Genomic DNA, 25,225 nt, shown 5'->3' on the forward strand with positions numbered 1-25,225 from the left:
CGCGAGCTAAGCGCTGGCTGGGGCGGGAGGGATCGAACCTCCGAATGGCGGAATCAAAATCCGCTGCCTTACCACTTGGCTACGCCCCATCAGGCCCGTGGGAACGGCGGCGACACGAGCGCCCGCGGATTCCCTCGAGTGGTGCCGGTCTATAGGGAGAGGCGCGGCATTTCAACCGCCCGGAGGGGCAAAATACCACAGGCGCCGGCGGCGCCGCGCCATGCCTGATAGGGGCGCTACGCCACCCCGCTCTCGACGGCCGCTCCGCCACCCCTCCTGACAGTTGAGACCTCCCCCGTTTCATGGGAATACGGCGGCAAGAACTGTCTCCCCGGGAGTGAGCCATGACCTACCGCGCGCCGATCTCTGACATGCTGCTGTCGCTCAACCACGGCGCCGGCCTGAAGGCTGCCATGGAGGCCGGCCATTACGGCGATTTCGACGGCGATATCGTGAGCGCCGTGCTGGAGGAAGCCGGCAAGTTCGCAACCGATGTGCTGGCGCCGCTCAACAAGGTCGGCGACGAGCACGGCATCAAGCTCAGCGACGGCAAGGTCACGACCGCGCCGGGCTGGCCGGATGCCTACAAGCGCTGGACCGAGGGCGGCTGGAACGCGGTCTCCGGCCCCGAGGATTTTGGCGGCCAGGGCCTGCCGCTCGCGATCAACGCCGCCTGCACCGAGATCTGGAGCGCCGCCAACGTCGCCTTCGGCCTCTGCCCGCTGCTGACGGCGTCGGCGATGGAGGCGCTGGACGCGCATGGCAGCGACGAGTTGAAGAAAATCTATCTCGAGAAGCTCGTCTCCGGCGAATGGACCGGCACGATGCAGCTGACCGAGCCGCAGGCCGGCTCCGACGTCGGCGCGCTGCGCACCCGCGCCGAGAAGCAGGCCGACGGCACCTATCGCATCAAGGGGACGAAGATCTTCATCACCTATGGCGAGCACGACATGACCGACAACATCGTGCATTTCGTGCTGGCGCGCCTGCCGGACGCGCCGGCCGGCACCAAGGGGATATCGCTGTTCCTTGTGCCGAAATTCATGGTCAACGAAGACGGCTCGCTGGGTGCGCGCAACGACATTTTCGCAAGCGGCGTCGAGCACAAGCTCGGCATGCATGCCTCGCCCACTTGCACCATGACAATGGGCGATCATGGCGGCGCCATCGGCTTCCTGGTCGGCGAAGAGAACCAGGGCATGCGCTGCATGTTCACGATGATGAACCAGGCCCGCCTCGGCGTCGGCCTCGAAGGCGTCGGTGTTGCCGACCGCGCCTATCAGCAGGCATTGTCTTACGCACAGGAGCGCAAGCAGGGCCGCGCTCTCGGCAAGAAGGGTGACGGCTCCGATGCGATCTTCGTGCATCCCGACGTCAAGCGCATGCTGATGCGGATGCGGGCGCAGACCGCGGCGGCGCGTACCATCTGCTATGCGACCGCCGTGGCGATCGACGTCTCGACACGCGCCAGCGATCCGAAGGTCCGCGCGGACGCTGCCGCGCGCGCGGCGCTGCTGACGCCGATGGCCAAGGGCTATTCCACCGATGTCGGCAACGAGGTCGCCTATCTCGGCGTGCAGGTGCATGGCGGCATGGGCTTCATCGAGGAGACCGGCGCGGCACAACACTATCGCGATGCCCGCATCACCGCGATCTACGAGGGCACCAACGGCATCCAGGCCATCGACCTCGTCACGCGAAAGCTCGCGGCCAACGGCGGCGCATCGGTGTGGGCACTGCTCGACGAACTCTCGGCCATCGTGAAGCAGGTCGAAGCTTCCAACGATCCCGCCTTCGGCACCACGGGCGTGAAGTTGCGCGAGGCACTGGAGGCGCTGACGCGCACCAGCAAATGGCTGCTGGAGCGGGTTGCGTCCGCGCCGAACGAGGCGCTGGCCGGCGCGACGCCGTATCTGCAACAGTTCGCCGCCACGCTCGGCGGCTGCATGCTGGCATCCGAAGCGCTCGCCGCGAAATCCGATGGCATCACGGACGCCGCGCGCTACGTCTCGCTGGCGCGCTTCTTCGCCGAGAACATCGCCGTGCAGGCCGGCGCGCTCGAGCGCACCGTGACGGAAAGCGCGGAGTCGGTCGCGGCGGCGGATGCGGTATTGTTGGGGTAGCTGGGACGGCGTAGTCTGGATGAAGCGCAGCGTAATCCGGCGCTGTCATTGCTTGTGGCACGAATCCCGGATTGCGCTGCGCTCCATCCGGGCTACGAAGCCGCGAGCTTGGTACGTCGCCCCGGCCGCCACAGCACCACGCCCGCCGCCAACAGGTCGAGCACCACGCACATCGCAAATGCCGTCGTGTAATCGCCGGTTACGCTGCGCACGAGACCGACGATGCCGGGGCCGAAGGCACTGACGATGCCGCTGATCGACGTGCCCAGTCCCATCGCGGCGGCGAAGGCGCTCGCGCCGATCTCGCGCTGGATGATCAAGGGCGGGAACGTGATCATGTTGCCGATCGAGAAGCCGTAGACGGCGCAGCACACGAGCAGCACGGTCGGGTTCGTGCTTTGCAGAAGCACGAACAGAGCCGCCGCCTGGCTCGTCATCGATGCCGCGCAGGCGAGCCGCGGATCGAGCCGGTCGACGAACAGGCCGAGCGACAGGCGCCCGAGCACCGCCATCGCCGCCATGATGGTGACCGCAAGGCCCGCACTGGCGCGGCCGATCAGCGGTTCGAGAAACGTCACCTGGTGGATGATGAATCCCATCTGCGCCAGCAGCGCGACCGCGATCGGCAGCACCATGGTCCAGAACGCCGCGTTGGCGAGCAGCGTCTTGCGCGAGTGAACCGCAGGCAAGGCAGTGCCGCCAGCGGATGAATCCCCACCCGACGTCGGCGGCATTTCGGTCCGCCAGCCGGTGAAGATGACCACCACCGGCAGCACCAGCACCACCATCGCGAGCGTGGCTGCCAGCATCGCGGAACGGAAGCCGATGCTGGCGCTCAGCGACAGCAGCAGCGGCACGAGGACGATGCCGCCGCAGGTCGCGCCGTTGTAGGCGAGGCTGAGCGCGAGCCCGCGGCGCCGTTCGAACCAGGAGTTCAGCACGGTCGCGATCACCACCGTGCCCATGCCGGTCCAGCCGACCGACATCAGCGCATAGGCGAGATAGAGCTGCCAGGGCGTCTGCAGCAGCGCCAGCAGCACCGTCGAAGCGCCGAGCGCCGACAGGCCGCACAGGATCAGCGACCGAAGCCCGATGCGGGCGAGCAGATCGTCGGTGAAGATGACGAGGACGGCAGTCAGGAGAAAGGAGAAGGTGCTGGCCGCGGAGACCAGCGTGCCCGGCCAGCCATGGGCGCGCTGGAGTTCGGCGAGATAGACGCCCTGGCCGTAGAGGCCGAAGCCGAACATGAAGAAAGCCATCAGGAAGCAGGCCAGCACGACGCGCCAGCCGCGATAGTGCAGCGAGGATTCGTCAACACGAGTGGCGGCAATCATCAATCAGGCAATCGGCCAAATGGAGCGGCGCGAGGCGATCGTGCACCACAACCAGGGGTTTTTCAATCGAAAATGGCAGCTGATTATTGCAACGCGTCACACGGCGGGAGCGTGATGCGCCCGTCTCGGGCGAATTCGACCTCCAAAAGGTTGAGCGAGCGCATTGGCACGCCTGCAAGATGATGTAGGCTGACGTTTCGCGAGTCTAGCCAATGTCAGTATCGCGGCGACCGCAGGGGCCCCCTCATGCCGAATGGCAATATCGTCGTCACCGAAGAGCGCGGAACACGCGTGATCACCCTGCGTCGCCCGAGCAAGAAGAACGCGATCACGCAGGACATGTATCGGGAGATGAGCCGCGCGATCGACACCGCGCAGAACAATCCCGACATCCGCTGCATGATCATCACCGGAGGCTCCGGCGTGTTCACCGCCGGCGATGATATCGACGATTTCATGCACGCCGACACGTCGCGCCCCGAGACGCTGTCCGACGGCGCCAAGTTTCTCTATTCGCTCGCCCTCAACGCCAAGCCGGTGATCGCGGCCGTGGACGGTGCATCGATCGGCATGGGCACCGTGATGCTGTTCCATTGCGACTATGTGCTGGCCTCGAACGCGGCAACCTTCTCCGCGCCCTACATCCATCTCGGGCTCGTGCCGGTCGGCGCGTCCAGCCTCTTGATGCCGAACACGATGGGCTACCAGCGCGCCTTCGCCATGCTGGTGATGGGGCGGACTTTTACGGCCGCGGAAGCGCATGCCGCCGGCTTCGTCAACACCGTGGTCTCGCCGGGACATACCGAGGTCGAGGCGCGCAAGGTGGCGCGCGATATCTGCCGGCTGCCCGCCGAAGCGGTCGCGACCTCGCGCAAACTGCTCCGCGTCGCATCCGAGGAGCTCACCCGCCGTATCGACCAGGAGGCCCATTTGTTCGGCGAGCGGCTGAAGTCGGAAGAAGCCACCGCCGCGTTCAACGCGTTCGCGAGCAGAAAGAAGAAAAAGTAGGCTGTCGTCCGGCGCAGCGCCGCGGAATGACGGCGAGAACTTTCGTGAAATCTTCGTGCGGACCGACTAGTCTGGTTTCATGCAACATGTTCTCCGCCTGACCGTCTTCGCGCTCGCGCTCGCCGCCCTGCCCGCGTCCGCCCAAACCGCCGCACCCGTCGAGCTGCGCATCCTCGCGATCAACGATTTCCACGGCAATCTGCGCCCACCGCCGGGCGGCATCCGGATCAGTGATCCCGAGGACAAGTCCAGGAAGGTGATGGTGGCGGCCGGCGGTGCCGAATACATGGCGACGCTGGTGAAGCAGCTGCGCGAGGGACACAAGAACACGATCTTCGTCGCCGCCGGCGACCTGATCGGCGCAAGCCCGTTCCTGTCGGCGATGTTCCACGACGAGCCTTCGATCGAGTCGCTCTCGATGATGGGGCTCGCGATCACCTCGGTCGGCAATCACGAATTCGACGAGGGCAAGACCGAGCTGTTGCGGATGCAGAACGGGGGCTGTCATCCCGTCGACGGCTGCCAGGGGCCGCACCCCTTCACGGGCGCCAAATTCCGCTATCTCGCGGCGTCCACCATCGAGACGGCGACGGGCAAGAGCGTGCTGCCGCCTTACGAGATCAGGGAGTTCGAAGGCATCCCCATAGCCTTCATCGGGCTGACCTTGAAGGACACCGCGGGCATCGTCTCGCCATCGGGCATCACGGGTCTTGAATTCCGCGACGAAGCCGAGACGGTGAACGCGCTGGTGCCGCAGCTGAAGGCGCGTGGGGTCGAGGCGATCGTGGTGCTGATCCACCAGGGCGGCGAGCCGGCTGGCGACTACAACGAATGCCCTGCCATCACGGGGCCGATCGTCGACATCGTGAAAAAATTCGAGCGCGCCGTCGACGTCGTCGTCAGCGGCCACACCCATCGTGCTTATGTCTGCGATATTGACGGGCGGCTCGTCACCAGCGGCGACAAATACGGTACGCTGGTCACCGCGATCGACCTCAAGCTCGATCCGGTAACCCGCGACGTCGTCAGCGCCCGGGCCGAGAACGTCCTCGTCGCCAACGCCTCGCTGCCCAGGGATCCCGAGCAGACCGCACTGATCGACGCCTACGACAGGCTTTCGGCGCCGATCGCCAATCGCCCGGCTGGATCGGTGACGCAGGCGCTGTCACGCGTGCCGAACGACGCCGGCGAAAGCCCGCTCGGCGACGTCATTGCGGACGCGCAGCTCGCCGCGACCAGGGACGCCAAGGACGGCAGCGCCGTCATCGCGCTCACCAATCCCGGCGGTATCCGCACCGACATCGTCCCGAAGGAGAACGGCGCGATCACCTTCGGCGACGTTTTCGCCAGCCAGCCGTTCCGCAACCGGCTCGTCACCATGACGCTCACGGGCAGCCAGCTCAAGGACATGCTGGAGCAGCAATGGCTCGATCCGAAGCGGCCGCGGATTCTCCAGGTCTCGAACGGGTTCAGTTACGCCTGGGATGCGGCGAAGCCATTCGGCGAGCGCGTGATCAACGAGAAGATGACGCTCAATGGCAGGCTGATCGAAGCCGGAAGCGGCTACCGCGTCACCCTCAACGATTACCTCGCAGTTGGCGGCGACGGCTTTACGGTCGCCAAACAAGGCACGGGGCCGCAATATGGCGGCTACGACGCCGACGCGCTGTTCGCGTTCTTCAGGGCGCACGGACCGATCGGGCCGCTGCCGCTGAGCCGCATCCTGCGCGTGAATTGATCCGGATCAAACGGGCCGGTTCGGGACACCCTTTGCCATTCCCGGGGGAACGCATAGATTGGGTTTTGCATTTGCGTTTTGGCGCCGGATGCGCCAAGCGACGTCGAGAGCCCGCATCCCATGAGGCCGACTGATGAGTACGCTTCTCCTCTCCCACAAGGCCTGCCTCGACCACGTCACGCCGCCGGGACACCCTGAAAGGCCGGACCGCCTGCGCGCGGTGGAGGAGGCGCTGTCGCATGAGCGCTTCCAGTTCCTGGTGCGCGACCAGGCGCCGGAGGGCGATCTCGATCTCGTCACGCTCTGCCACAACGAGCACTACGTCACGGAGCTGCGCCACATCGCGCCGACCAGCGGACAGGTCTATATCGATGGCGACACCTCGATGTCGCCGGGCACGTGGGAAGCGGTGATGCGCGGCGTTGGTGGCGCGGTCGCGGCGACCGAAGCGGTGATGGCGGGCGAGCATCGCAACGCATTCGTCGCGGTGCGCCCGCCCGGCCACCACGCCGAGATCGGCAAGCCGATGGGTTTCTGCTTCTTCGACAACGTCGCCATCGCCGCGCGCCACGCGCAGCGCAAATACGGCATCAAGCGCGCGGCCATCGTCGATTTCGACGTGCATCATGGCAACGGCACGCAGGACATCTTCTGGTCGGACCCGACCGTGATGTACTGCTCGACGCACCAGATGCCGCTGTTTCCGGGCACCGGTGCCAAGAGCGAGCGCGGCGACCATGACACCATCGTCAACGCGCCGCTCGCCTCCGAGGACGGCGGGCCGGAATTCCGCATCGCGTTCGAAAGTTTGATCCTGCCGCAGCTCGAAAAATTCAGCCCGGAGCTGCTCGTCATCTCTGCCGGCTTCGACGCGCATTATCGCGATCCGCTGGCGTCGCTGAATTTGCGCGCGGAGGATTATGCCTGGGTGACGCGCAAGCTGATGGACCTCGCCGACAAGACCGCCGGGGGGCGCGTTGTTTCTGTGCTCGAGGGCGGCTACGACCTGCAAGGACTGAAAGAATCTGTTACGGCGCATGTCGGCGCCCTGATGGGCGCCTGACACACCCGCCACATTGCGCCCGCAAAACTTTGCTTTCTCCGACATGAAGCGAATCGGGCAATCGGAAACTTATATGGCCGAAAATACCCAAATCGACATCTCCAGGCTGACCTTCGAACGCGCCATCGAGGAGCTCGAAACCATCGTGAAGCGGCTCGAGGACGGCAAGGTGCCGCTCGAGGAATCCGTGACGATCTACGAGCGCGGCGAGGCCCTGAAGCGCCGCTGCGAGGAGTTGCTGCGCCAGGCCGAGGCGCGCGTCGACAAGATCACCACCGATGCCAGCGGCCAGGCCACCGGCACCGCGCCGCTCGACGTCCAGTAGGGGCCGCCTTCAAAGCCGCCTATCTCACGCAGCGGGCACCGGCAATTTTTCATGATCGCACGCCGCCGTCGGCGTTGTTGCTGCTGCTGCTGCTTGATTCGAGGGAACCGGCACTCTGGAGATCACGGAACCTCCCGCAGAGGGCCCCTCGCCCTCCTAAATCCGTCTAAAAATAGCTTCCCCACGCCAAAAACCTTGCCGAGGAACCGGGCAAGCTTGGAACCCTTCCGCTGGCGCTGGGATTAACCACTCTGGCCCGGGGGTTGCAGGTGCATGCCCGTAATCGGCCCAGCGGGTTGGCTTTGGCCCAAGCTTTGGTGTAAAGCTGCGCGGAGTGTGGCTTTTTGTAAGCCTTGCGTAGGCACTGATTACCGACGACAAGCGCTTCAAACTGCTGATGAATTGGCTGGGATGGACGAAGCCGATCTAAGTGACAGGGATCACAGAGACTGAACCGGAGAGCACTTAAGCTCACCTAAGCTTGAAGACGGGGCTTTGCCCCATGCAGGTGGCTCCGACGGTTTAAGGACTCGCGCTGCGCCGATATTGAGCAAACCCATCGCGCACCGGAACAATCTTCCGGCGCTGACAAATTGGAAATCGCCGTGAACGCATATAGTAAAACGCCGCTTCTCGACACCATCCGGACGCCGGACGACCTGCGCAAGCTCAAGGTCGAGCAGGTTCGCCAGGTCGCCGACGAGCTGCGTCAGGAGACCATCGATGCCGTCTCGGTGACCGGCGGTCACTTCGGCGCAGGCCTCGGCGTGGTCGAGCTCACCACTGCGATCCATTACGTCTTCGACACCCCGCGCGACCGGCTGATCTGGGACGTCGGCCACCAGGCCTATCCGCACAAGATCCTCACCGGCCGGCGCGATCGCATCCGTACCCTGCGCACCGGCGGCGGCCTGTCCGGCTTCACCAAGCGCAGCGAGAGCGATTACGATCCGTTCGGCGCCGCGCATTCCTCGACCTCGATCTCCGCCGGCCTCGGCATGGCCGTCGCGCGCGACCTCTCCGGTGGCAAGAACAACGTTATCGCCGTCATCGGTGACGGCGCGATGTCGGCGGGCATGGCCTACGAGGCCATGAACAATGCGGGGGCGATGAACTCGCGCCTGATCGTCATCCTCAACGACAACGACATGTCGATCGCACCGCCGGTCGGCGCGATGAGCGCCTATCTGTCGCGGCTCTACTCGGGCAAGACCTATCGCACGCTGCGCGATGTGGCCAAGCAGATCAACCAGCGCCTGCCCAAGATCCTCGCCAACCGCGCCAATCGCGTCGAGGAATATTCCCGCGGCTTCATGATGGACGGCGGCACGCTGTTCGAGGAGCTCGGCTTCTATTACGTCGGCCCGATCGACGGCCACAACCTCGACCATCTCCTGCCCGTGCTCAAGAACGTGCGCGACATGGAGACCGGCCCGATCCTGCTCCACGTCGTGACGCAGAAGGGCAAGGGCTACGGCCCGGCGGAAGCCTCCGCCGACAAGTACCACGCCGTGGTCAAGTTCGACGTCGCGACCGGCACCCAGGCCAAGTCCAAGCCGAACGCGCCGGCCTATCAGAACGTGTTCGGCCAGAGCCTCGTCAAGGAAGCGGAGAAGGACGACAAGATCGTCGCCATCACTGCGGCGATGCCCTCCGGCACCGGCGTCGACATCTTCAACAAGGCGTTCCCGGACCGCACCTTCGACGTCGGCATTGCCGAGCAACACGCGGTGACGTTCGCCGCCGGTCTCGCCACCGAAGGCTACAAGCCTTTCTGCGCGATCTACTCGACCTTCCTGCAGCGTGGCTACGACCAGATCGTGCATGACGTCGCGATCCAGAGCCTGCCCGTGCGCTTCGCCATCGACCGCGCCGGCCTCGTCGGCGCCGACGGCGCCACCCATGCCGGCTCGTTCGACAACGCCTATCTCGGCTGTCTGCCGAACATGGTGATCATGGCGGCGGCCGACGAAGCCGAGCTGGTGCACATGGTCGCAACCCAGGTCGCGATCAACGATCGTCCGAGTTCCCTGCGCTATCCGCGCGGCGAAGGCCGCGGCATCGAGATGCCCGAAATCGGCGTTCCGCTCGAGATCGGCAAGGGCCGCATCGTCCGCGAGGGCAGCAAGATCGCCCTGCTCTCCTTCGGCACGCGCCTTGCCGAATGCGAGAAGGCCGCCGACGAGCTCGCGGCCCACGGCCTTTCGACCACGATCGCGGATGCGCGCTTCATGAAGCCGCTGGACACCGAGCTGGTGCTCAAGCTCGCGCGCGACCACGAGATCCTGATCACGATCGAGGAAGGCTCGGTCGGCGGTTTCGGCTCGCATGTCGCGCAATACCTGACCGACCAGGGCGCGCTCGACAGCGGCCTGGTGCGGTTCCGCACCATGGTGCTGCCCGACGTGTTCCAGGACCACGACACCCCGGCGGCGATGTACGGTCGTGCCGGTCTCGACGCCAAGGGCATCGTCGCCAAGGTGTTCGAGGCGCTCGGCAAGGACGTCAAGGCCGAGACGGTCAAGCTCGCCTAACAGCGAGCTTCGACCTTCCGCGAAGCAGCTCTGATGAAAATCTATCTGGCAGGCCCCGACGTGTTCCTGCCAGATGCGGTCGAGATCGGCCGGGAGAAGGTCGCGATCTGTGCCGCGCACGGCCTTACCGGCCTCTATCCCCTCGACAACGACATCGACCTCGCCGCTCCCGACGCCTCGCGGCGGATCTTTTGCGGCAACGAGGCGATGATGGACGCGGCCGATGCGATCATCGCCAACCTCACGCCGTTCCGCGGCGCCAGCGCCGATCCCGGCACCATCTACGAGCTCGGCTACATGGCCGGCCGCCGCAAGTTTTGCCTCGCTTATTCCAACGACGGCGCCGCCTATGCCGACCGCCTCAGCCGCTTCATGGACGTGACGTCCGAGGACGGGCGGCTGGTCGACGCGCAGGGGCTGACGGTCGAGGATTTTGGCCTCGTCGACAATCTCATGATGATCCACGCGCTGGAGCTGCATGGCTGCCCGGTGGTGACGCCGGCGCAGATGCCGATCGACATCTGGCACGATCTTGCCGCGTTCGAGGCTTGCGTCCGGATGGCGGCCGCGCGATTGATCGCTACATAAGCGCCTCTGGCGTCTTCGGAGAGATGATGTCCCCTGCCCGCAAGCGCGCGGATGTTCTGCTGGTCGAGCGCGGCCTGTTCGAGAGCCGGGCGCGGGCGCGCGCGGCGATCGAGGCCGGCCTCGTCACCGCCGACGACAAGCAGGTCGCAAAGCCGTCGGAGACCATCGCCGAGGACGCCGTGATCCAGGCCGAGCCCGCGTACCCCTACGTCTCCCGCGGCGGCGTCAAGCTCGCCGGCGCGCTGGAGCGCTACCCGATCGAGATCGAGGACCATGTCTGCCTCGACGTCGGCGCGTCCACCGGCGGATTTACCGAGGTGCTGCTGGCGAACGGCGCGAGTCTCGTCTTTGCCGTCGATGTCGGCACCAGCCAGTTGCATCCCTCGCTGCGCGGTCACTCCAGGATCGTGTCGATGGAAGAGACCGACATCCGCGCCTATGACGGCAAGCGTTTGCCGGCGCGGCCCGATGTCGTCGTGATCGACGTCAGCTTCATCTCGCTCAAGACGGTGCTGCCCGTGGCGCTGTCGCTGGCGGCCGCGCCGATGAGCCTGCTGGCACTGATCAAGCCGCAATTCGAGGCGGACCGGAAGCACAACAAGAAGGGCATCGTCCGCGACGCCGCCGTGCACCGCGAGATCTGCGACGACATCGCCGCCTTTGCGGCCTCGCTCGGCTGCACCGATATCGAGGTGTTCCCGTCGGCGATCACCGGCGGCGACGGCAACATCGAATTCTTCCTGGGCGCGCGCCGTGGTTGAGCGCGTGACGATCGATCACGTCGGCCATCGCGGCGACGGCGTCTCGCTCGACGCTAGTGAAGCCATCTATGTGCCCTATACGCTCGGCGGCGAGACCGTCGAGGTCGATCACGTCGTCGGCAACCATCCTGATCGCCGCAAGCTGCTGGCGGTGGATGTCGCCAGCCCCGAGCGCGTCGCGCCGTTCTGTCCGCATTTCGGGGTGTGTGGCGGCTGCGCGATCCAGCACTGGGCGGCTGAACCGTATCACGCCTGGAAGCGCGGCATCGTGGTCGAGACCCTGGCCCAGGCCGGCATCGACTGCGAGGTGGCGCCGCTGGTCGATGCCCATGGTGCGGGACGCAGGCGCATGACGCTGCACGGCCGGTTCGGCACCCATGACATCCTCAAGGTCGGCTTCTCGGCTGCGAGCTCGCACGATGTCATCCCGATCGATCGCTGCCCGATCCTCGATCCCGGGCTCGAGGGCGCGCTCGATGCCGGTTGGGCGCTCGCCGAACTGCTGACGTCCAAAATGCTGGTGACGAAGCCGCTGGACATCCAGGTGACCGCGACCGCCAACGGTCTCGACGTGGACGTGCGCGGCTCCGGCCCGCTGCCAACGCCGCTCGTGACGGCGCTGTCGCGCGTCGCCGAGCAGCATCGCCTGGCACGGCTGACACGGCACGGCGAACTGGTGCTGCAACGCCTGCCACCGACCCTGCAGATGGGCCGCGCCGAAGTGACGCTACCGCCGGGCTCGTTCCTGCAGGCCACCGTCGCCGGCGAAGCGACGCTTGCGTCGCTGGTCGCGGAGCGCATCGGCAAGGCGAAGAACGTTCTCGACCTCTTCTGCGGTGTCGGGCCGTTTGCGTTGCGGCTCGCCGAAAAGGCCCGCGTCACCGCCCATGACAATGACGCCGGCGCCATTGCAGCGCTCGAAAAAGCCGCGCGCACACCGGGCCTCAAGCCGATCAAGGCCGAGCCGCGCGACCTGTTCCGCCGTCCCCTGGTGGCGCCGGAGCTGCGCGATTTTGACGCTGTCGTGTTCGACCCGCCGCGCCAGGGCGCACAGGCGCAGGCCTTGAAGCTCGCCGCGAGCAAGGTGCCGGTGGTGGTCGCGGTCTCCTGCAATGTCGCGACCTTTGCTCGCGATGCGCGGCTGCTGATCGATGGCGGCTACAAGATTGACGTAGTCGTGCCGGTGGATCAGTTCCGCCACACGCCGCATGTCGAGCTGGTTGCGAAGTTCACGCGCTAGTTAGCGCCGAAGGCCACTCAACGCCGGCGACTCGCCGGGCAGCATGTTCGATCTGAGATCGCTATCCATGCGGCCCGAGTCCTGCTGGGTGAAGCCGGCGCCGAACGACAGGCTGAGGTTGGAGGTCGGCTTGAACTCGACACCCGCAAATGCGCTGTAGCCGGGCGAGGCGCTGGAGGTGAGCGGCGCAAGCGAGCTGCCGATGCCGTTGCCGTATTTCAGGGTGTCGAAACCGGCAAAGAACGTGACGGGCATGCCGCCCGCGGTCTTGGTGTTGTAGCCGAATTGCGTGCTGTCGTAGGAGAGCGCGCTGAAATTGCCGCTCAGTCCGGCCGGGCTGAGGCCGCTCCAATTGAGATTGCCATGCTGGCTGCCGACAAAGAAGCCGTTCGCAAAATTGCTGCGGCCGCTTGCGTCGGCGCCATTGAAGCTCGGGAAATTGCCGTAGCTGTCGGCGCTCTGGCCGGCAACGCCGCCGAAGCCGAAAGGTCCGCCGGGGATCCAATATTGCAGGGGTGCGCCTTGCGCATGAGCCGGCGCTTCGCCGAGGCAGAGCAGGGCAAGAAAAACCGCGAGACCGCAAGAGCGTGTAAGCCTGGACATCCAAATAACCGTCGAAAAGCTTGCGAATTATACCCACCAGACAGCATGAATGCCAGCATAGCGACACCAGTCTTCCCTTGAGTTCCGGGATCACGTTTTCCTGCCAGTTTGAACTTCCCGCATGCCGGATTGACCCACCTAAGGGGGCGCGTCAGCACGGAGGCTGTCATGGAGGTCAATTCCGACAGGTTGAATGCCTTTATGGGCAAGATGGTCACCGAATTCGGGGCAGCGATGAATGCGTCGCTGGTCCTGCTCGGGGACAAGCTCGGTCTCTACCGTACCCTTGCCGCCAAGGGACCGATGAACTCGTCCGAGCTCGCAAGCGCCACCGGGACGGCGGAGCGCTACGTCCGCGAATGGCTCGCGAGCCAGGCGGCATCCGGCTACATCGAATACGATTCCGCTTCGGCAAAATTCTCGATGCTGCCGGAGCAGGCGATGGCGCTTGCCGATGAGGACAGTCCGGTGTTCCTCGGCGCGTTCGGCAATGTCATTGCCTCGGCGTTTCTCGACGAGCCGAAGGTCTCGGACGCGTTCAAATCCGGCAAGGGCGTCGGTTGGAACCGGCGCAGCGAGTGCCTGTTCTGCGGCACCGCACGCTTCTTCCGGACCGGGTACATGCATCATCTGGTGCAGGAATGGCTGCCCGCGCTCGACGGCGTCGTGGACAAGCTCAAGCGCGGCGCCAAGGTCGCCGATGTCGGCTGCGGGCACGGCGTCTCGACACGGCTGATGGCGGAAGCCTTCCCGAACTCCCGCTTCTACGGCTTCGACTATCACGAGGGTTCGATCGAGGCCGCGCGAAAGGCGGCCACCGAAGCCAGATTGGGCGACCGGGTCAGCTTCGCTGTTCATTCCGCCAAGACCTATCCGGCCGAGGGCTATGATCTCGTCTGCTTCTTCGATTGCCTGCATGACATGGGCGATCCCGTCGGCGCCATCGGCCACGTGCGCGAGACCATGGCAAAGGACGGCACCTGCATGCTGGTCGAGCCGTTCGCAGGCGACCGCCTCGAGGACAATCTCAACCCGGTCGGGCGGGTCTATTATGCGGCGTCGACCATGATCTGCACGCCGGCCTCGCTCGACCAGGAGGTGGGCCTCGCACTGGGCGCGCAAGCCGGCGAGGCAAGGCTGCGCAAGGTCGCGCGAGAGGGCGGACTGACGCGCTTCCGCCGCGCAGCTGAAACGCCCTTCAATCTGATTCTGGAGGCGCGGATCTGATCTTCCCCATTCCGGCGCGTGGCTGCGGTATATGGCCATGCCGATGCTGCAGCCACGCCTGGCGCCGACATCCTTGCCTCGCTCGCGCGGCAACGTAAGCTGGCCGCCGCAAATGATCGGTAATGGCGCTTTGGCGCCCGCGTGCGACGTCTTGCGTCAGATCGACCGGCACTTGAAGGCGCTGACGCGGTCAAGCGAGCAGCAGCCGTGATCGGCTATGCCGTCCTGTCCACCGTGGACGACGTATCCGCCGGCGGATATTTCGTCACGGGCACCATGAATGACTTGTTGCCGACCTGGTAGATGATCTTGCCGTTCTGCCCGTCGTCGGTCGCAATCTGCGCCTGCCCGAACATGATGACGTTCTTGTAGACGGTGCCGGTGCCCTGACGGGTGACGCCATCGGTGGTGACGCTGACCTGCGCTTCGTTGCCGTTGACGCCGAGCACCCTGAAGCTCGCGCTCTTGCCATTGTCACTTGAATAGCCACCCCAGCTTCCCATCAGACGGCTGTCCGAGGCCGGCGGCGCCTGCTTGTCCAGCGTCGCGGTCTGCTTGCCAGCGCCCGCGGAGGATAACAGCACCAAACTCTTGCCGTCCTTGGTGCCGACCGTGATGTTACCGAAGGTGAGAAGCGAACCGGCGACCTCGCCAAAGCCGCGCTCGGTGTGCCCGTTATGGGTGTACTCGACCTGCGCCCGGGCACCGCGGATGTTCACGACCTTGAAGCCGACGGGCTGGTTGTTGCCCGCCCAATTGCCCTTCCAGTCACCGAGCAGGGCGCTCTGGTGATACACCCGCTCGTTGGCGGGCGAAATCTGGCTGGTGCTCGATGAGACGATGGCCATTGGATTGCTCGGCGGATTTGTCTGACAGGCCCGCTTGGTTCGCGCCCCGACAGGAACGTCAGAACAGTATCCGGAAACAATTGGAAGCAGCCGATTAGGGCCACGCAACAGTTAACGCATGGTTAAAATTCCATCGCGGGCAAATAGGGCAAAAGGTCTCGTCCGGGGGCCGCGCTCAGCGACCCCAGCGGTCTGACCAGATCTTCTCGCCGATCATGCAGTTCACACGCGGCTCCCTGTCCTTCTCCGCAACGCGCATCACCGGGCGCTCCGGCATACGGCCTGCAACCTCCATCAAGAGCTTGGTGCGGATGGCTTCCTTGAACTTCTCGCGATCCTTGATCGTGATGACAAAGGAACCGGGGCCGCCGATGACACAATCTTCATAGTAGAAGTCGAGATTGTCGATATCCATGGTCGAATAGGACGGCTCCTTGACCATGATCGGGAGGCCGTTGATCACGATGCCCTTCTCGATCGCCGCGTCGCGCGCAATCGTGACCGGAGTGCCATTGTTGTTGGGACCGTCGCCGGAAATATCGATCACACGGCGCAAGCCCCGATAGGGATCCTCGTCGAACAGCGGCATCGCGAAACTGATCGCGCCGGAGATCGAAGTGCGCGAGGCGCGCCGGATCGGCGTCTTCAGGATTTCGGCGGCGACGGCATCGGCGGTCTCCGGTCCGTCGATCAGGCGCCAGGGAATGATGATCTTCTGGTCGGTCGAGGCGGCCCACTCGAAATAGGTCACCGCGATCCGGCCGTTCGGGCCCAGCTTCAGCGCCTGCAGGAATTCCTTCGACTGGATCGCCTGCGCATAGCCTTCGCGCTGGATCGCGAGCTCGTCCATGTCCATGGAGTAGGAGACGTCGACAGCGAGGATCAGCTCGACATCGACCGTCTGCGCGTCCCTGTCGGCTGCTTGCCGTTGCGGCTGAATTTTAGGCGACTCAAATTTGGGTCCTGGTGCCGCGATGCCCGCGACGTCCCCTCCGGCAAACATGCCGGTCACCAGCACAGCCCCGATCGAGAACAGCAAGCGCATCGCAGCCTCCCGTCGTATGACGCGATGGTGACATGCAATCGCCTTGCCGCAAAGTCCGAAGATCGCTTGCGCTTCACATTCCAGTTAGGGATTTGCGCGTTGGGATCTGCGGGTCGGGAATTGCGAAGCATTACGCAAAGCTGCCGCCATGTTGCCGCGCTCGCGCCGCTGACTGCGCGATCGCTGGCACGGGTATGCCGTCATGCGCCATGCGCCCCGGAAGAACGGGCCACTGGACAGAGCACCCTCGCCCATTTGTCCGGCGCCATTTCCATGCTAGGCTGGCGACACAGATGGGGATGGAGTCCCCCGACAACCGCCCGGCGGCCTGTGACCGTAATGGGCTGATGACTCCTGCTTGAGGAGGGGCAATTTCTAAGCCTTTGCCTTCGGTGGGAGCATGGACAAACCCGCCGCTGGCGGGTTTTTTGTTGCCTGGACGCGAAGGCCAAGGAGAGGTCAAGCAGAGGTCAAGCAGAGGCCGAGGAGAAGTCCTGGACGTGACGACGACAACACCGAATGCTGCACGTGCGGGGCTGCCCAGGGGAATCTGGGTGCTCGGTTTCGTCTCGATGCTGATGGACGTCTCTTCCGAGATGATCCACGCGCTGCTGCCGGTCTATCTCGTCACCGTGCTCGGCGCCTCCACGCTCACCGTCGGCTTCATCGAGGGCATTGCCGAGGCGACCGCCTCGATCACGAAGATCTTCTCCGGCGCGTTGTCCGACTGGCTAGGCCGGCGCAAATTGCTCGCCGCGCTGGGCTACGGACTCGCCGCGCTGACAAAACCGCTATTCCCGCTTGCCCCCAGCGTCGGATGGCTGGTTGCCGGGCGCTTCATCGACCGCGTCGGCAAGGGCATTCGCGGCGCGCCGCGCGATGCGCTGATCGCCGATATCGCACCTATCGGCCTGCGTGGCGCGAGCTTCGGCCTGCGGCAGTCGCTCGACACTATCGGTGCCTTCGTCGGGCCGCTCATGGCGATCGGCCTGATGTGGTGGACGGCGGACAATTTTACGATGGTGTTCTGGGTGGCCGTGCTGCCGGGCTTCCTGTCGTTCGGACTGATCGCGTTCGCGGTGAGCGAGCCGGAGCCGGACCCTGGCCGGGAGCCCTCAAGGAATCCACTGAATACCGCCGCGGTGCGCCAGCTCGGGTCCGTATACTGGCGCGTGGTCGCGGTTGGCGTCGTGTTCACGCTGGCGCGCTTCAGCGAGGCCTTCCTGATCCTGCGCGCGCAGAACATCGGGCTCAATGCGATGTGGGTGCCGGCCGTGCTGGTGCTGATGAACATCGTCTATGCGTTGTCGGCCTATCCGGCCGGCGTGCTCTCGGACCGGATCAACCGCACCGGCCTGCTCGCGCTCGGCCTCGTCTTCCTCGCCGGCGCCGATCTTGCGCTCGCGCTGCTGCCAAACCTTGGGGGCCTCGCCCTCGGCGTCGTGCTGTGGGGACTGCATATGGGGTTGACGCAAGGCCTGCTCTCGGCCCTCGTCGCCGACGCGGCGCCACCGAGCCTGCGCGGCACCGCGTTCGGCTATTTCAACCTGTTCACCGGCCTTGCCTTGCTGGCCGCAAGCGTGATCGCCGGCGCCTTGTGGGATGCCTATGGTCCGGCCGGCACGTTCCTGGCGGGGCTCGGCTTCGCGCTGGTCGCGCTCGTGGGACTATTCGCCGTCGGCGGCGGGATGGCAACGGAGGAGAAACGATGACGGGGGGCTGTTCGCCGTGCTGAGCGGAGTGCTTGCGATCATGATCGGCAGCATGCTCGGCGGCTGCGCGCGCTATTTCATCTCCGGCGCGATCGCCCGGCGGCTGGGCGAGACGTTTCCGTGGGGCACCGTGACCATCAACGTCACTGGCGCCTTTCTGATCGGCATTTTTGGCGCATTGGCGACCCATCCCGGCTCGGCCTTCGCCGCGCCCGATCCATGGCTGTTCGCGGTCACCGGCTTTCTTGGCTGCTACACCACGGTGTCCTCGTTCAGTCTGCAAACGCTGACGCTGGCGCGCAACGGCGAGGCGATGCACGCGCTCGGGAATGTCGCGGTCTCGGTCGTGCTCTGCCTCGCGGCCGTCAGTTGCGGCTTCCTCCTCACGGACACTCTGGCAGGCTAGAGGCAGATGAAGTCCCCCTCCTTTGCCGATCGCTGGCGCACCGCGACGCTCTATGCCTGGATTGCCGCCGGCAGCATGGTCGGCGGGCTGACGCGCTATCTGGTCGGGCTTGCGCTCGACACCGGGCCCGGCTTCCCGGTCGCGACGCTGTTCATCAACGCCACGGGCTCACTGATCATCGGCTTCTACGCGACGCTGACCGGACCCGACGGCCGCCTGCTGGCACGGCCCGAGCACCGGCAGTTCGTCATGACCGGGTTCTGCGGCGGCTACACGACCTTTTCGACCTTCAGCCTGGAGACCTTCCGCCTGTTCCACGGCGGCATGAAATATACGGCGCTCGCCTATATCGCGGCATCCGTCATTTGCTGGCTGGTGTCGGTATGGGCAGGCCATATGATAGCCAGCGGCACCAACCGCTTGCGAAGGAGCTAATCATGCAAATCCCCAATCAGGCAGTTTCGCTCCGGATCTTCATTGGCGAGAACGACCATTTCGACGGCAAGCCGCTCTATGAAGCGATCGTGATGACGGCGCGCGAGCGGCATCTGGCCGGCGCCACCGTGCTGCGCGGCCCCATGGGCTTCGGCAAGTCGAGCCGCCTCCACACGTCCAAAATCCTGCGGCTCTCGGAAGACCTGCCGCTGCTGATCGAGATCGTCGACAGCGAGGACAACATCAATGCATTCCTGCCCATCCTGGATGGCATGATGTCGAGCGGCCTGATCACCTTGGAGAAGGTACAGGTCCTGCAATATGGTGAGAAGGCCGCGCGCTGAGCGCGCCGGCAGGAACCCGAGCCCGCCATATCCGGGAGGCGGAATGAACGATACCGTTGCCAAACCGAAAGCCAGGACGAAGACCAAGGTCGAGCGGCCGAAGCTTCATAAGGTCATCCTGATCAACGACGACTTCACGCCGCGCGAATTCGTCACGATGATCCTCAAGGCCGAGTTCCGGATGACCGAGGATCAGGCCTACAAGGTGATGATCACCGCCCACAAGCTCGGCGCCTGCGTGGTCGCAGTTTTCACCAAGGACGTCGCCGAGACCAAGGCTACCCGCGCAACGGATGCCGGCCGCACCAAGGGCTATCCGCTGCTGTTCACGACGGAGCCGGAGGAGTAGCGCTCAGCGACCAGCGCCGGTGCTTCATCCGTCAGCCCATACACGCGCTGCGCCTTTGAAAAGCCCGCGATCGGGAATTCGCCGAGCTCGTGCCAGTCGCGGCGGCAGACACTGGCGAACATTTCCGAGGCCACGACGGTCCGCCCCAGGCGACCGGTGATCTTCTCGAGCCTGGCGGCAAGGTTCACGGCGGGACCGATGCAGGTGAAGTCGAGGCGATTGCCGCCACCGATATTGCCGTAGAGGATGTTGCCGACGTGGAGCGCAACGCCGAAGCGGAAGCGCTCGACGACATCGCCGACAGGGTACGCGAGCGCCTCGACGCTGGCGCGGGATTCGCGCGCCGCCTCCAGCACCCGCGTGCAGACATGCGCGGCATCGCCGACATATTCGTCGATGGGGAATACCGCGAGCAGGCCGTCGCCCATGAATTTCAGCACCTCGCCGCCATGGCCGCGGATCGCGGCGACCTGGCAGTCGAAATAATGGTTGAGGATCTCGACCACGGTCTCGGCCGGCAGCCGGTCCGACAGTGCGGTGAAGCCGCGCAGATCGGAGAGCCAGATCGCAGCCTGCATGGTGTCGTTGTGGCCGCGGCGGATCTGACCGCCAAGGATGCGCGCGCCGGCACGATTGCCGACATAGGTGTCGAGCAGCATCTCGGCGGTGCGGCGCAGGCTGATGATCTCAGTGATGCGCGCGAGCGGTTTGATGATGGCGTGAATCGCCGCGATGTGTTCATCGGTGAATCCGCCTGGATGGCGCGTGGTCCAGCTCGTCGCGTGGACCGAGCCGTCGAGAAACTGCATTGGCGTCGCGACGTAGTCGGTTACGCCTTCGGCACGCATATCGTCGAAAAAAGGGAAATGCTTGCTGCCGGGATCGTCCATGCGTCCGCGCACCTCAAGTCCCTGCTCGAACACGACCCGCAGCGGACTTCTGGCGAATTCCGGCGTCTCCAGGATCTCGAAATCGACCGTGCCGATCTCGACCTCCTCGCCCTCCCGCCAGATGAAGTTGCGACCGAAAATTTCGGGATGCAGCGTGCGGATGAAGATGCCGAACCGCCATAGCGGCAGACCGGCTGCGACCATCCGTTCGCAGGCTTCCGCCGTCATCTCGGCCGGGGTCTTCGACGACCAGGCGCCGTCGATCAGCCAGCTGGTGATGCGTTGGAGCTCGGAACTTTCCATGCGCGCATTTGCGGACGAAGTTGTGGGATCGTCAAGCTGCGCGGTGGGCTAGTGGCGCGATACAAGCGCCTCGCGCAGCGCTAGCGCCCGACCTGGCCGCGGTCGCGCAGGAAATGATCCGCCAAAACACAGGCCATCATGGCTTCGCCGACGGGTACGGCGCGGATGCCGACGCAGGGATCGTGGCGGCCCTTGGTCATGATCTCGGTGTCGGCGCCGTTGCGATCGACGGTGAGACGCGGCTGCAGGATCGACGAGGTCGGTTTGACCGCGAAACGCACCACCACCGGCTGCCCTGTGGAGATGCCGCCCAGCACGCCGCCGGCGTGGTTGGAGAGAAAACGCGTGCCGTCATTGCCCGTGCGCATCTCGTCGGCGTTCTCTTCGCCGGTCAATTCCGCCGCGCCAAAGCCGGCGCCGATCTCGACGCCCTTCACCGCGTTGATGGTCATCATCGCGCCCGCCAGATCGGAATCGAGCTTGGCGTAGATCGGCGCGCCAAGGCCAGCCGGCACACCTTCGGCGACGACCTCGATCACCGCGCCGATCGAGGAGCCGCTCTTGCGGATGCCGTCGAGATAGGTCTCGAAGAATGCGGCCTTGTCCTTGTCCGGACAGAAGAACGGATTCTTCGCGATCTCGTCCCAGTCCCACTTCGCGCGGTCGATCTTGTGCGGCCCCATCTGCACCAACGCGCCGCGCACCTTCACATCGGGCAACACCTTTCGCGCGATCGCGCCGGCGGCAACGCGCGTCGCGGTCTCGCGCGCCGAGGAGCGGCCGCCGCCGCGATAATCGCGCAGTCCGTACTTTGCTTCATAGGTGAAGTCGGCATGACCGGGGCGAAACTTGTCTTTGATCTCGGAATAGTCCTTGGAGCGCTGGTCGGTGTTCTCGATCAGGAGCCCGATCGGCGTGCCCGTCGTCACCTGCACGCCGGTCTCCGGATGCGCCATCACGCCGGAGAGGATCTTGACCTGATCCGGCTCCTGGCGCTGGGTCGTGAAGCGCGACTGGCCTGGCCGCCGCCGGTCGAGATCGCCCTGGATATCGGCCTCGACGAGCGGGATCATGGGCGGGCAGCCGTCGACCACGCAGCCGATCGCCACCCCATGGCTCTCGCCGAAGGTCGTGACGCGGAACATGTGGCCGAAGGTGTTGAAGGACATCGCTGCTCGCTGGCTCGGTTCCCGCGTGTGGTAACGCGCGGGGCGCCGGTGGTCAAACCCGCAGCCCCCACGGAGACGGCGAGCCGGCTTAACTGAACTTCTCCAGCCGCCCGTCCCGGAACACGTAGACGGCGCCCTGCTCGATGTAGAGTTCGGCGGCGCTCGCCGGCGTCTCCAGGCCGAGTGAAACCATCAGGGCCCGGCAGGTCCCACCATGGGCGACCGCGACGGTGTCGGTCCGGAGCTGCTCGTACCAGGCGCGCACGCGGACCTGCACATCGGCGTAGGTCTCCCCGCCCGCGGGGCCCACCGTCCATTTGTCGGCGAGGCGCCGGGCATATATTTCGGGATCGGAGGCCTCGCTCTCGGCCAGCGTCAGTCCCTCCCAGGTGCCGTAGCCGATCTCGCGCAAGCGATCGTCGAGCGTATAGTCCGCAATCGGCAGTTCGAGCTTGCTCCGCGCCAGTTCCATGGTCTGTCGCGCGCGGCCAAGCGGACTCGACACGTAGGGTAATGCAGCCTTGTCGCGGCCCTCGCGCTTGAACAGATCGGCGAGAATGCCGCCGGCCCGCACGGCCTGATCGCGACCGCGCGCGTTCAGCGGAATGTCCTTGATGCCCTGAAGCCTCCCGAGCGCATTCCACTCGGTCTCGCCGTGGCGCAGATAATAGATCGTGGGCACGGGCATTGCTGGGTAAAAAGTTAGTCCTTCCCGCCGAACGAAATGTCCGGCGCGTCCGGGCGCTTCATGCCGAGCACGTGATAGCCGGAATCGACGTGATGCACCTCGCCGGTGACGCCGCGCGAGAGGTCGGAGAGGAAATACAGCGCGCTGCCACCGACGTCTTCCGTGGAGACGTTGCGCCGCAGCGGCGCGTTGGCCTCGTTCCACTTCAGGATATAGCGGAAATCGCCGATGCCGGACGCCGCGAGCGTCTTGATCGGCCCCGCGGAGATCGCGTTGACGCGGATGTTCTTCTCGCCGAGATCGGCGGCGAGATAACGCACGCTTGCTTCGAGCGCCGCTTTCGCGACGCCCATGACGTTGTAATGCGGCATCCACTTCTCGGCGCCGTAATAGCTGAGCGTGATCAGCGAGCCGCCGTCGGTCATCAGCTTCTCGGCGCGCTGCGCCACGGCTGTGAACGAGTAGCAGGAGATCAGCATGGACTTCGAAAAATTCTCCTGCGTGGTGTCGACGTAGCGGCCGTCGAGCTGCTCGCCATAGGCGATCGCATGCACCAGGAAGTCGATCTTGCCCCACTTCTCCTTCAGCACCGCGAACGCCGCATCGATGGTCGCGGCATCGGTGACGTCGCAATGGCCGAGTACGAGCCCGCCGATCTCGGCGGCAAGCGGCTCGACGCGCTTCTTCAGCGCATCGCCCTGATAGGTGAAGGCGAGCTCGGCGCCGGCCGCGTGACATGCCTTGGCAATGCCCCAGGCGATCGAGCGGTTGTTGGCAACGCCGAGGACCACGCCCCGCTTGCCCTGCATCAGACCTGAATTCTGCGCCATTTTGCTAACGTCCCGTCGAGCTCCCGGTAAGGTTTGGAGGTACACCAGCCCTCCGTGGCGGTACAGTCCTAATACGCGGCGTTAACGCTGTTTCACGCGCCGGAATAGCCGTTCCGCTCGGGTGTTATGATCGTTGTGGCGCTCGCGCCGGACATCAGGACGTCAAGATCGCAATGAGTGCGTTTCGCCAGAGCGTTGAAGCCATGATCCCGGCGTTGCGCCGCTACGCCCGCGCGCTCACGCGCGAGGCGGATGCGGCCGACGATCTGGTGCAGGATACGCTGGTGCGGGCGCTGCGTTCGGAGCGCCTGTTCCTCGGGGGCGACGTCAGGAGCTGGCTCTATACGATCCTGACCAACCTCAACAAGAACCGGCGGCGCTCGCTGGCACGGCGCCCGCAATTCATGCAGCTGACGGAGAACAACCCGGACGCCAGCGGGACCGAAGCCGAAGGGCGCGATATCGAGAGGGCGCTGGCGACGCTCGTCGAGGAGCAACGCTCGGCGCTGCTCCTGGTGATGCTGGAGGGCATGAGCTACCGCGAGGTCGCCGACATCCAGGGCGTGCCGATCGGCACCGTGATGTCGCGCCTGGCACGCGCCCGCGCCCACGTTAAAGCCTCGCTGGAGGGTGAGCGCCCGGCGCTCAGGCGGGTGAAATGATGGCAGGATTGATGCATCGCGCCGGTCGTTTCTCCTGCATGGCATGGGAAGCGGCGCAGTTGAACCACGAAGAACATTTTGGGCCGCAGAGCCAGAGACGATCGATATGAACGACCGCAAGATCCCAGTGACCGAGGACGAACTGCACGCCTATGTCGACGGCGAGTTGCCGGCCGAGCGCCGTGCCGACGTCGAAGCCTGGCTTGCCGCGCAGCCTGAGGATGGCGAGCGCGTGCAGTCCTGGCGCGCCATGGCCGAGATGCTGCACGCCCGCTACGATTCCGTCGCCCAGGAGCCGGTGCCGGCGCGGCTGGAGCTCGAACGGCTGGAGCGCCGCCCGCGGCACTGGCTCTATGGCGCCGCCGCGGCCGTGCTGGTGGCCTTCGTCGCCGGCGGCACCGCCGGCTGGCTGGCGCATGGCGCCGCCAACGCGCCCTCGACCTTCCAGAGTTTTACGACTGACGCACTCGACGCCCACCGCCTCTATGTCGTCGAGGTTCGCCATCCCGTCGAGGTCGGCGGCAACGAGCGCGACCACCTCCAGGCCTGGCTGACCCGGCGCTGCGGCTGGACCGTGTTTGCACCGAACCTGGAGGCGAGTGGACTAAAGCTCGTCGGTGGCCGGCTTTTGCCGGGGCCGAACGGGCCGGCGTCGTTCCTGATGTATGAGGGTGCCTCGGGCGAGCGGTACACGATTTACACCGCCAAGACCGAGAATGGTGCAACGCAGATGCGCTACGCCCGAACGGACAAGGACGGGGCGCTGTTCTGGTCGGAGCGCGGCGTCGGCTACGTCGTCAGCGGTGGCGGCGACCGGGATCGGCTGACCAAAGTGGCGCAGGCGGTCTACGACCAAGCAGAGAAAAGCGGCACCTAGACAACCACGCAAGCGCGGTGCCTCGATTCCGACATTGAAAATTTGGAATGAAGACATCGGCGCGTCTCATTATCGCACCGGATGATCACGCGAAAATGAGCAGCGTTCGATCCGCCGATCGAC

The 25,225-nt window shown here is 65.2% G+C and carries 26 protein-coding genes, 1 tRNA gene and 1 riboswitch; of the genes, 18 read left to right on the plus strand and 9 right to left on the minus strand.

From position 1 onward, the window contains the following. Positions 1-14: 14 nt before the first annotated feature. Positions 15-89 (minus strand) — tRNA-Gln (locus AC0L3A_RS10535). 255 nt (positions 90-344) lie between these two features. Between AC0L3A_RS10535 and AC0L3A_RS10540 the strand changes: the two genes are divergently transcribed. Continuing rightward, complete coding sequence (locus tag AC0L3A_RS10540; protein ID WP_473254317.1) at positions 345-2,123, plus strand: acyl-CoA dehydrogenase; 1,779 nt, start codon at positions 345-347, stop codon at positions 2,121-2,123. A gap of 92 nt (positions 2,124-2,215) precedes the next feature. Here AC0L3A_RS10540 and AC0L3A_RS10545 read toward each other — a convergent pair whose 3' ends face one another. Beyond that, the gene (locus AC0L3A_RS10545; protein ID WP_473254318.1) at positions 2,216-3,457 is read right to left on the minus strand and encodes an MFS transporter; all 1,242 of its coding nucleotides are present in this window, start codon (positions 3,455-3,457) and stop codon (positions 2,216-2,218) included. Between AC0L3A_RS10545 and AC0L3A_RS10550 the strand changes: the two genes are divergently transcribed. From AC0L3A_RS10550 to AC0L3A_RS10590, 9 genes are all read left to right on the plus strand, one after another. Beyond that, positions 3,444-3,572 (plus strand): hypothetical protein, encoded by a 129-nt coding sequence (locus AC0L3A_RS10550; protein ID WP_256375804.1) that lies wholly within the window; start codon positions 3,444-3,446, stop codon positions 3,570-3,572. The two genes, AC0L3A_RS10545 and AC0L3A_RS10550, sit on opposite strands and share 14 nt — an antisense overlap. Positions 3,573-3,703: 131 nt before the next feature. After that, a complete protein-coding gene (locus AC0L3A_RS10555) occupies positions 3,704-4,465 on the plus strand; it encodes an enoyl-CoA hydratase-related protein (protein ID WP_007594643.1) in 762 nt (253 codons plus the stop codon). A 79-nt stretch (positions 4,466-4,544) separates the two neighbouring features. Next, entirely contained in the window at positions 4,545-6,203 is a 1,659-nt protein-coding gene (locus AC0L3A_RS10560) for a bifunctional metallophosphatase/5'-nucleotidase (protein WP_219678552.1), read from the plus strand. Positions 6,204-6,336: 133 nt separating this feature from the next. Next, entirely contained in the window at positions 6,337-7,266 is a 930-nt protein-coding gene (locus AC0L3A_RS10565) for a histone deacetylase family protein (protein ID WP_219678554.1), read from the plus strand. 73 nt (positions 7,267-7,339) lie between these two features. Next, complete coding sequence (locus AC0L3A_RS10570; protein ID WP_007594646.1) at positions 7,340-7,591, plus strand: exodeoxyribonuclease VII small subunit; 252 nt, start codon at positions 7,340-7,342, stop codon at positions 7,589-7,591. Between the two features lie 605 nt (positions 7,592-8,196). Next, positions 8,197-10,125 (plus strand): 1-deoxy-D-xylulose-5-phosphate synthase, encoded by a 1,929-nt coding sequence (dxs, locus tag AC0L3A_RS10575; RefSeq protein ID WP_007594649.1) that lies wholly within the window; start codon positions 8,197-8,199, stop codon positions 10,123-10,125. A 33-nt stretch (positions 10,126-10,158) separates the two neighbouring features. Continuing rightward, positions 10,159-10,713 carry a nucleoside 2-deoxyribosyltransferase gene (locus AC0L3A_RS10580; protein WP_473254319.1) on the plus strand — a complete coding sequence of 185 codons (555 nt, stop codon included), beginning with the start codon at positions 10,159-10,161 and terminating at the stop codon, positions 10,711-10,713. Positions 10,714-10,739: 26 nt separating this feature from the next. Further along, positions 10,740-11,474: a TlyA family RNA methyltransferase gene (locus tag AC0L3A_RS10585; protein WP_473254363.1), complete on the plus strand. Its 735-nt coding sequence runs from the start codon at positions 10,740-10,742 to the stop codon at positions 11,472-11,474. Further along, the gene (locus AC0L3A_RS10590) at positions 11,467-12,714 is read left to right on the plus strand and encodes a class I SAM-dependent RNA methyltransferase (RefSeq protein WP_354127312.1); all 1,248 of its coding nucleotides are present in this window, start codon (positions 11,467-11,469) and stop codon (positions 12,712-12,714) included. Before AC0L3A_RS10585 ends, AC0L3A_RS10590 begins: the two co-directional genes overlap by 8 nt. Here the strand turns inward: AC0L3A_RS10590 and AC0L3A_RS10595 are convergent, their stop codons facing one another. Then, a complete protein-coding gene (locus AC0L3A_RS10595) occupies positions 12,715-13,317 on the minus strand; it encodes a hypothetical protein (RefSeq protein WP_354127313.1) in 603 nt (200 codons plus the stop codon). It lies immediately after the preceding gene. 168 nt (positions 13,318-13,485) lie between these two features. Between AC0L3A_RS10595 and AC0L3A_RS10600 the strand changes: the two genes are divergently transcribed. Further along, positions 13,486-14,544 (plus strand): class I SAM-dependent methyltransferase, encoded by a 1,059-nt coding sequence (locus AC0L3A_RS10600; RefSeq protein ID WP_027516562.1) that lies wholly within the window; start codon positions 13,486-13,488, stop codon positions 14,542-14,544. Positions 14,545-14,759: 215 nt separating this feature from the next. On the opposite strand, the gene AC0L3A_RS10605 is transcribed toward AC0L3A_RS10600, so the two are convergent. Together AC0L3A_RS10605 and AC0L3A_RS10610 are read right to left on the minus strand one after the other, a co-directional pair. Next, complete coding sequence (locus AC0L3A_RS10605) at positions 14,760-15,392, minus strand: hypothetical protein (RefSeq protein WP_007594660.1); 633 nt, start codon at positions 15,390-15,392, stop codon at positions 14,760-14,762. A gap of 175 nt (positions 15,393-15,567) precedes the next feature. After that, a complete protein-coding gene (locus tag AC0L3A_RS10610) occupies positions 15,568-16,437 on the minus strand; it encodes a DUF1194 domain-containing protein (protein ID WP_007594662.1) in 870 nt (289 codons plus the stop codon). A gap of 286 nt (positions 16,438-16,723) precedes the next feature. Next, positions 16,724-16,801, plus strand: a riboswitch (Fluoride riboswitch). A gap of 136 nt (positions 16,802-16,937) precedes the next feature. On the opposite strand from AC0L3A_RS10610, the gene AC0L3A_RS10615 reads away from it, so the two are divergent. From AC0L3A_RS10615 to clpS, 5 genes are read left to right on the plus strand one after another with little or no spacing between them, the layout of a single operon-like run. Next, positions 16,938-18,149, plus strand: coding sequence for an MFS transporter (locus AC0L3A_RS10615; RefSeq protein ID WP_007594664.1), 1,212 nt, complete (start codon positions 16,938-16,940; stop codon positions 18,147-18,149). Positions 18,150-18,165: 16 nt separating this feature from the next. Beyond that, complete coding sequence (crcB, locus tag AC0L3A_RS10620; protein WP_007594666.1) at positions 18,166-18,555, plus strand: fluoride efflux transporter CrcB; 390 nt, start codon at positions 18,166-18,168, stop codon at positions 18,553-18,555. A gap of 6 nt (positions 18,556-18,561) precedes the next feature. Continuing rightward, a complete protein-coding gene (gene crcB, locus AC0L3A_RS10625; protein ID WP_473254320.1) occupies positions 18,562-18,990 on the plus strand; it encodes a fluoride efflux transporter CrcB in 429 nt (142 codons plus the stop codon). Between the two features lie 2 nt (positions 18,991-18,992). Further along, positions 18,993-19,334 carry a DUF190 domain-containing protein gene (locus AC0L3A_RS10630; RefSeq protein ID WP_007594670.1) on the plus strand — a complete coding sequence of 114 codons (342 nt, stop codon included), beginning with the start codon at positions 18,993-18,995 and terminating at the stop codon, positions 19,332-19,334. A gap of 43 nt (positions 19,335-19,377) precedes the next feature. Continuing rightward, the gene (gene clpS, locus AC0L3A_RS10635; RefSeq protein ID WP_085352545.1) at positions 19,378-19,683 is read left to right on the plus strand and encodes an ATP-dependent Clp protease adapter ClpS; all 306 of its coding nucleotides are present in this window, start codon (positions 19,378-19,380) and stop codon (positions 19,681-19,683) included. Here clpS and AC0L3A_RS10640 read toward each other — a convergent pair. From AC0L3A_RS10640 to fabI, 4 genes are all read right to left on the minus strand, one after another. Further along, a complete protein-coding gene (locus AC0L3A_RS10640; RefSeq protein WP_473254321.1) occupies positions 19,647-20,876 on the minus strand; it encodes an adenylate/guanylate cyclase domain-containing protein in 1,230 nt (409 codons plus the stop codon). The genes clpS and AC0L3A_RS10640 overlap by 37 nt on opposite strands. Positions 20,877-20,956: 80 nt before the next feature. Next, the gene (gene aroC, locus AC0L3A_RS10645; protein ID WP_219678584.1) at positions 20,957-22,045 is read right to left on the minus strand and encodes a chorismate synthase; all 1,089 of its coding nucleotides are present in this window, start codon (positions 22,043-22,045) and stop codon (positions 20,957-20,959) included. An 88-nt stretch (positions 22,046-22,133) separates the two neighbouring features. Beyond that, positions 22,134-22,733, minus strand: a complete 600-nt coding sequence (locus tag AC0L3A_RS10650; protein WP_007594675.1) for a histidine phosphatase family protein — start codon at positions 22,731-22,733, stop codon at positions 22,134-22,136. A 14-nt stretch (positions 22,734-22,747) separates the two neighbouring features. Next, a complete protein-coding gene (gene fabI, locus AC0L3A_RS10655) occupies positions 22,748-23,563 on the minus strand; it encodes an enoyl-ACP reductase FabI (protein ID WP_007594677.1) in 816 nt (271 codons plus the stop codon). Positions 23,564-23,736: 173 nt separating this feature from the next. Between fabI and AC0L3A_RS10660 the strand changes: the two genes are divergently transcribed. Both AC0L3A_RS10660 and AC0L3A_RS10665 read left to right on the plus strand, forming a co-directional pair. Next, a complete protein-coding gene (locus tag AC0L3A_RS10660; protein WP_473254322.1) occupies positions 23,737-24,225 on the plus strand; it encodes a sigma-70 family RNA polymerase sigma factor in 489 nt (162 codons plus the stop codon). A 106-nt stretch (positions 24,226-24,331) separates the two neighbouring features. Continuing rightward, a complete protein-coding gene (locus AC0L3A_RS10665; protein ID WP_007594681.1) occupies positions 24,332-25,102 on the plus strand; it encodes an anti-sigma factor family protein in 771 nt (256 codons plus the stop codon). The last annotated feature ends 123 nt before the right edge of the window (positions 25,103-25,225 follow it).

The organism is Bradyrhizobium sp. MI1.3 (genome assembly GCF_055811695.1).

Excerpts from the sequence above, each read along its gene's own strand:
- AC0L3A_RS10665 (WP_007594681.1), top strand. The coding sequence starts at position 24,332 with ATGAACGACCGCAAGATCCCAGTGACCGAGGACGAACTGCACGCCTAT.
- AC0L3A_RS10595 (WP_354127313.1), bottom strand. The coding sequence starts at position 13,317 with ATGTCCAGGCTTACACGCTCTTGCGGTCTCGCGGTTTTTCTTGCCCTG.
- aroC (WP_219678584.1), bottom strand. The coding sequence starts at position 22,045 with ATGTCCTTCAACACCTTCGGCCACATGTTCCGCGTCACGACCTTCGGC.
- AC0L3A_RS10605 (WP_007594660.1), bottom strand. The coding sequence starts at position 15,392 with ATGGCCATCGTCTCATCGAGCACCAGCCAGATTTCGCCCGCCAACGAG.
- AC0L3A_RS10660 (WP_473254322.1), top strand. The coding sequence starts at position 23,737 with ATGAGTGCGTTTCGCCAGAGCGTTGAAGCCATGATCCCGGCGTTGCGC.
- AC0L3A_RS10560 (WP_219678552.1), top strand. The coding sequence starts at position 4,545 with ATGCAACATGTTCTCCGCCTGACCGTCTTCGCGCTCGCGCTCGCCGCC.
- AC0L3A_RS10610 (WP_007594662.1), bottom strand. The coding sequence starts at position 16,437 with ATGCGCTTGCTGTTCTCGATCGGGGCTGTGCTGGTGACCGGCATGTTT.
- AC0L3A_RS10580 (WP_473254319.1), top strand. The coding sequence starts at position 10,159 with ATGAAAATCTATCTGGCAGGCCCCGACGTGTTCCTGCCAGATGCGGTC.
- AC0L3A_RS10545 (WP_473254318.1), bottom strand. The coding sequence starts at position 3,457 with ATGATTGCCGCCACTCGTGTTGACGAATCCTCGCTGCACTATCGCGGC.
- AC0L3A_RS10565 (WP_219678554.1), top strand. The coding sequence starts at position 6,337 with ATGAGTACGCTTCTCCTCTCCCACAAGGCCTGCCTCGACCACGTCACG.
- AC0L3A_RS10555 (WP_007594643.1), top strand. The coding sequence starts at position 3,704 with ATGCCGAATGGCAATATCGTCGTCACCGAAGAGCGCGGAACACGCGTG.
- AC0L3A_RS10540 (WP_473254317.1), top strand. The coding sequence starts at position 345 with ATGACCTACCGCGCGCCGATCTCTGACATGCTGCTGTCGCTCAACCAC.
- AC0L3A_RS10640 (WP_473254321.1), bottom strand. The coding sequence starts at position 20,876 with ATGGAAAGTTCCGAGCTCCAACGCATCACCAGCTGGCTGATCGACGGC.
- AC0L3A_RS10650 (WP_007594675.1), bottom strand. The coding sequence starts at position 22,733 with ATGCCCGTGCCCACGATCTATTATCTGCGCCACGGCGAGACCGAGTGG.
- crcB (WP_473254320.1), top strand. The coding sequence starts at position 18,562 with ATGAAGTCCCCCTCCTTTGCCGATCGCTGGCGCACCGCGACGCTCTAT.
- AC0L3A_RS10585 (WP_473254363.1), top strand. The coding sequence starts at position 10,740 with ATGTCCCCTGCCCGCAAGCGCGCGGATGTTCTGCTGGTCGAGCGCGGC.
- fabI (WP_007594677.1), bottom strand. The coding sequence starts at position 23,563 with ATGGCGCAGAATTCAGGTCTGATGCAGGGCAAGCGGGGCGTGGTCCTC.
- clpS (WP_085352545.1), top strand. The coding sequence starts at position 19,378 with ATGAACGATACCGTTGCCAAACCGAAAGCCAGGACGAAGACCAAGGTC.
- AC0L3A_RS10630 (WP_007594670.1), top strand. The coding sequence starts at position 18,993 with ATGCAAATCCCCAATCAGGCAGTTTCGCTCCGGATCTTCATTGGCGAG.
- AC0L3A_RS10570 (WP_007594646.1), top strand. The coding sequence starts at position 7,340 with ATGGCCGAAAATACCCAAATCGACATCTCCAGGCTGACCTTCGAACGC.
- AC0L3A_RS10600 (WP_027516562.1), top strand. The coding sequence starts at position 13,486 with ATGGAGGTCAATTCCGACAGGTTGAATGCCTTTATGGGCAAGATGGTC.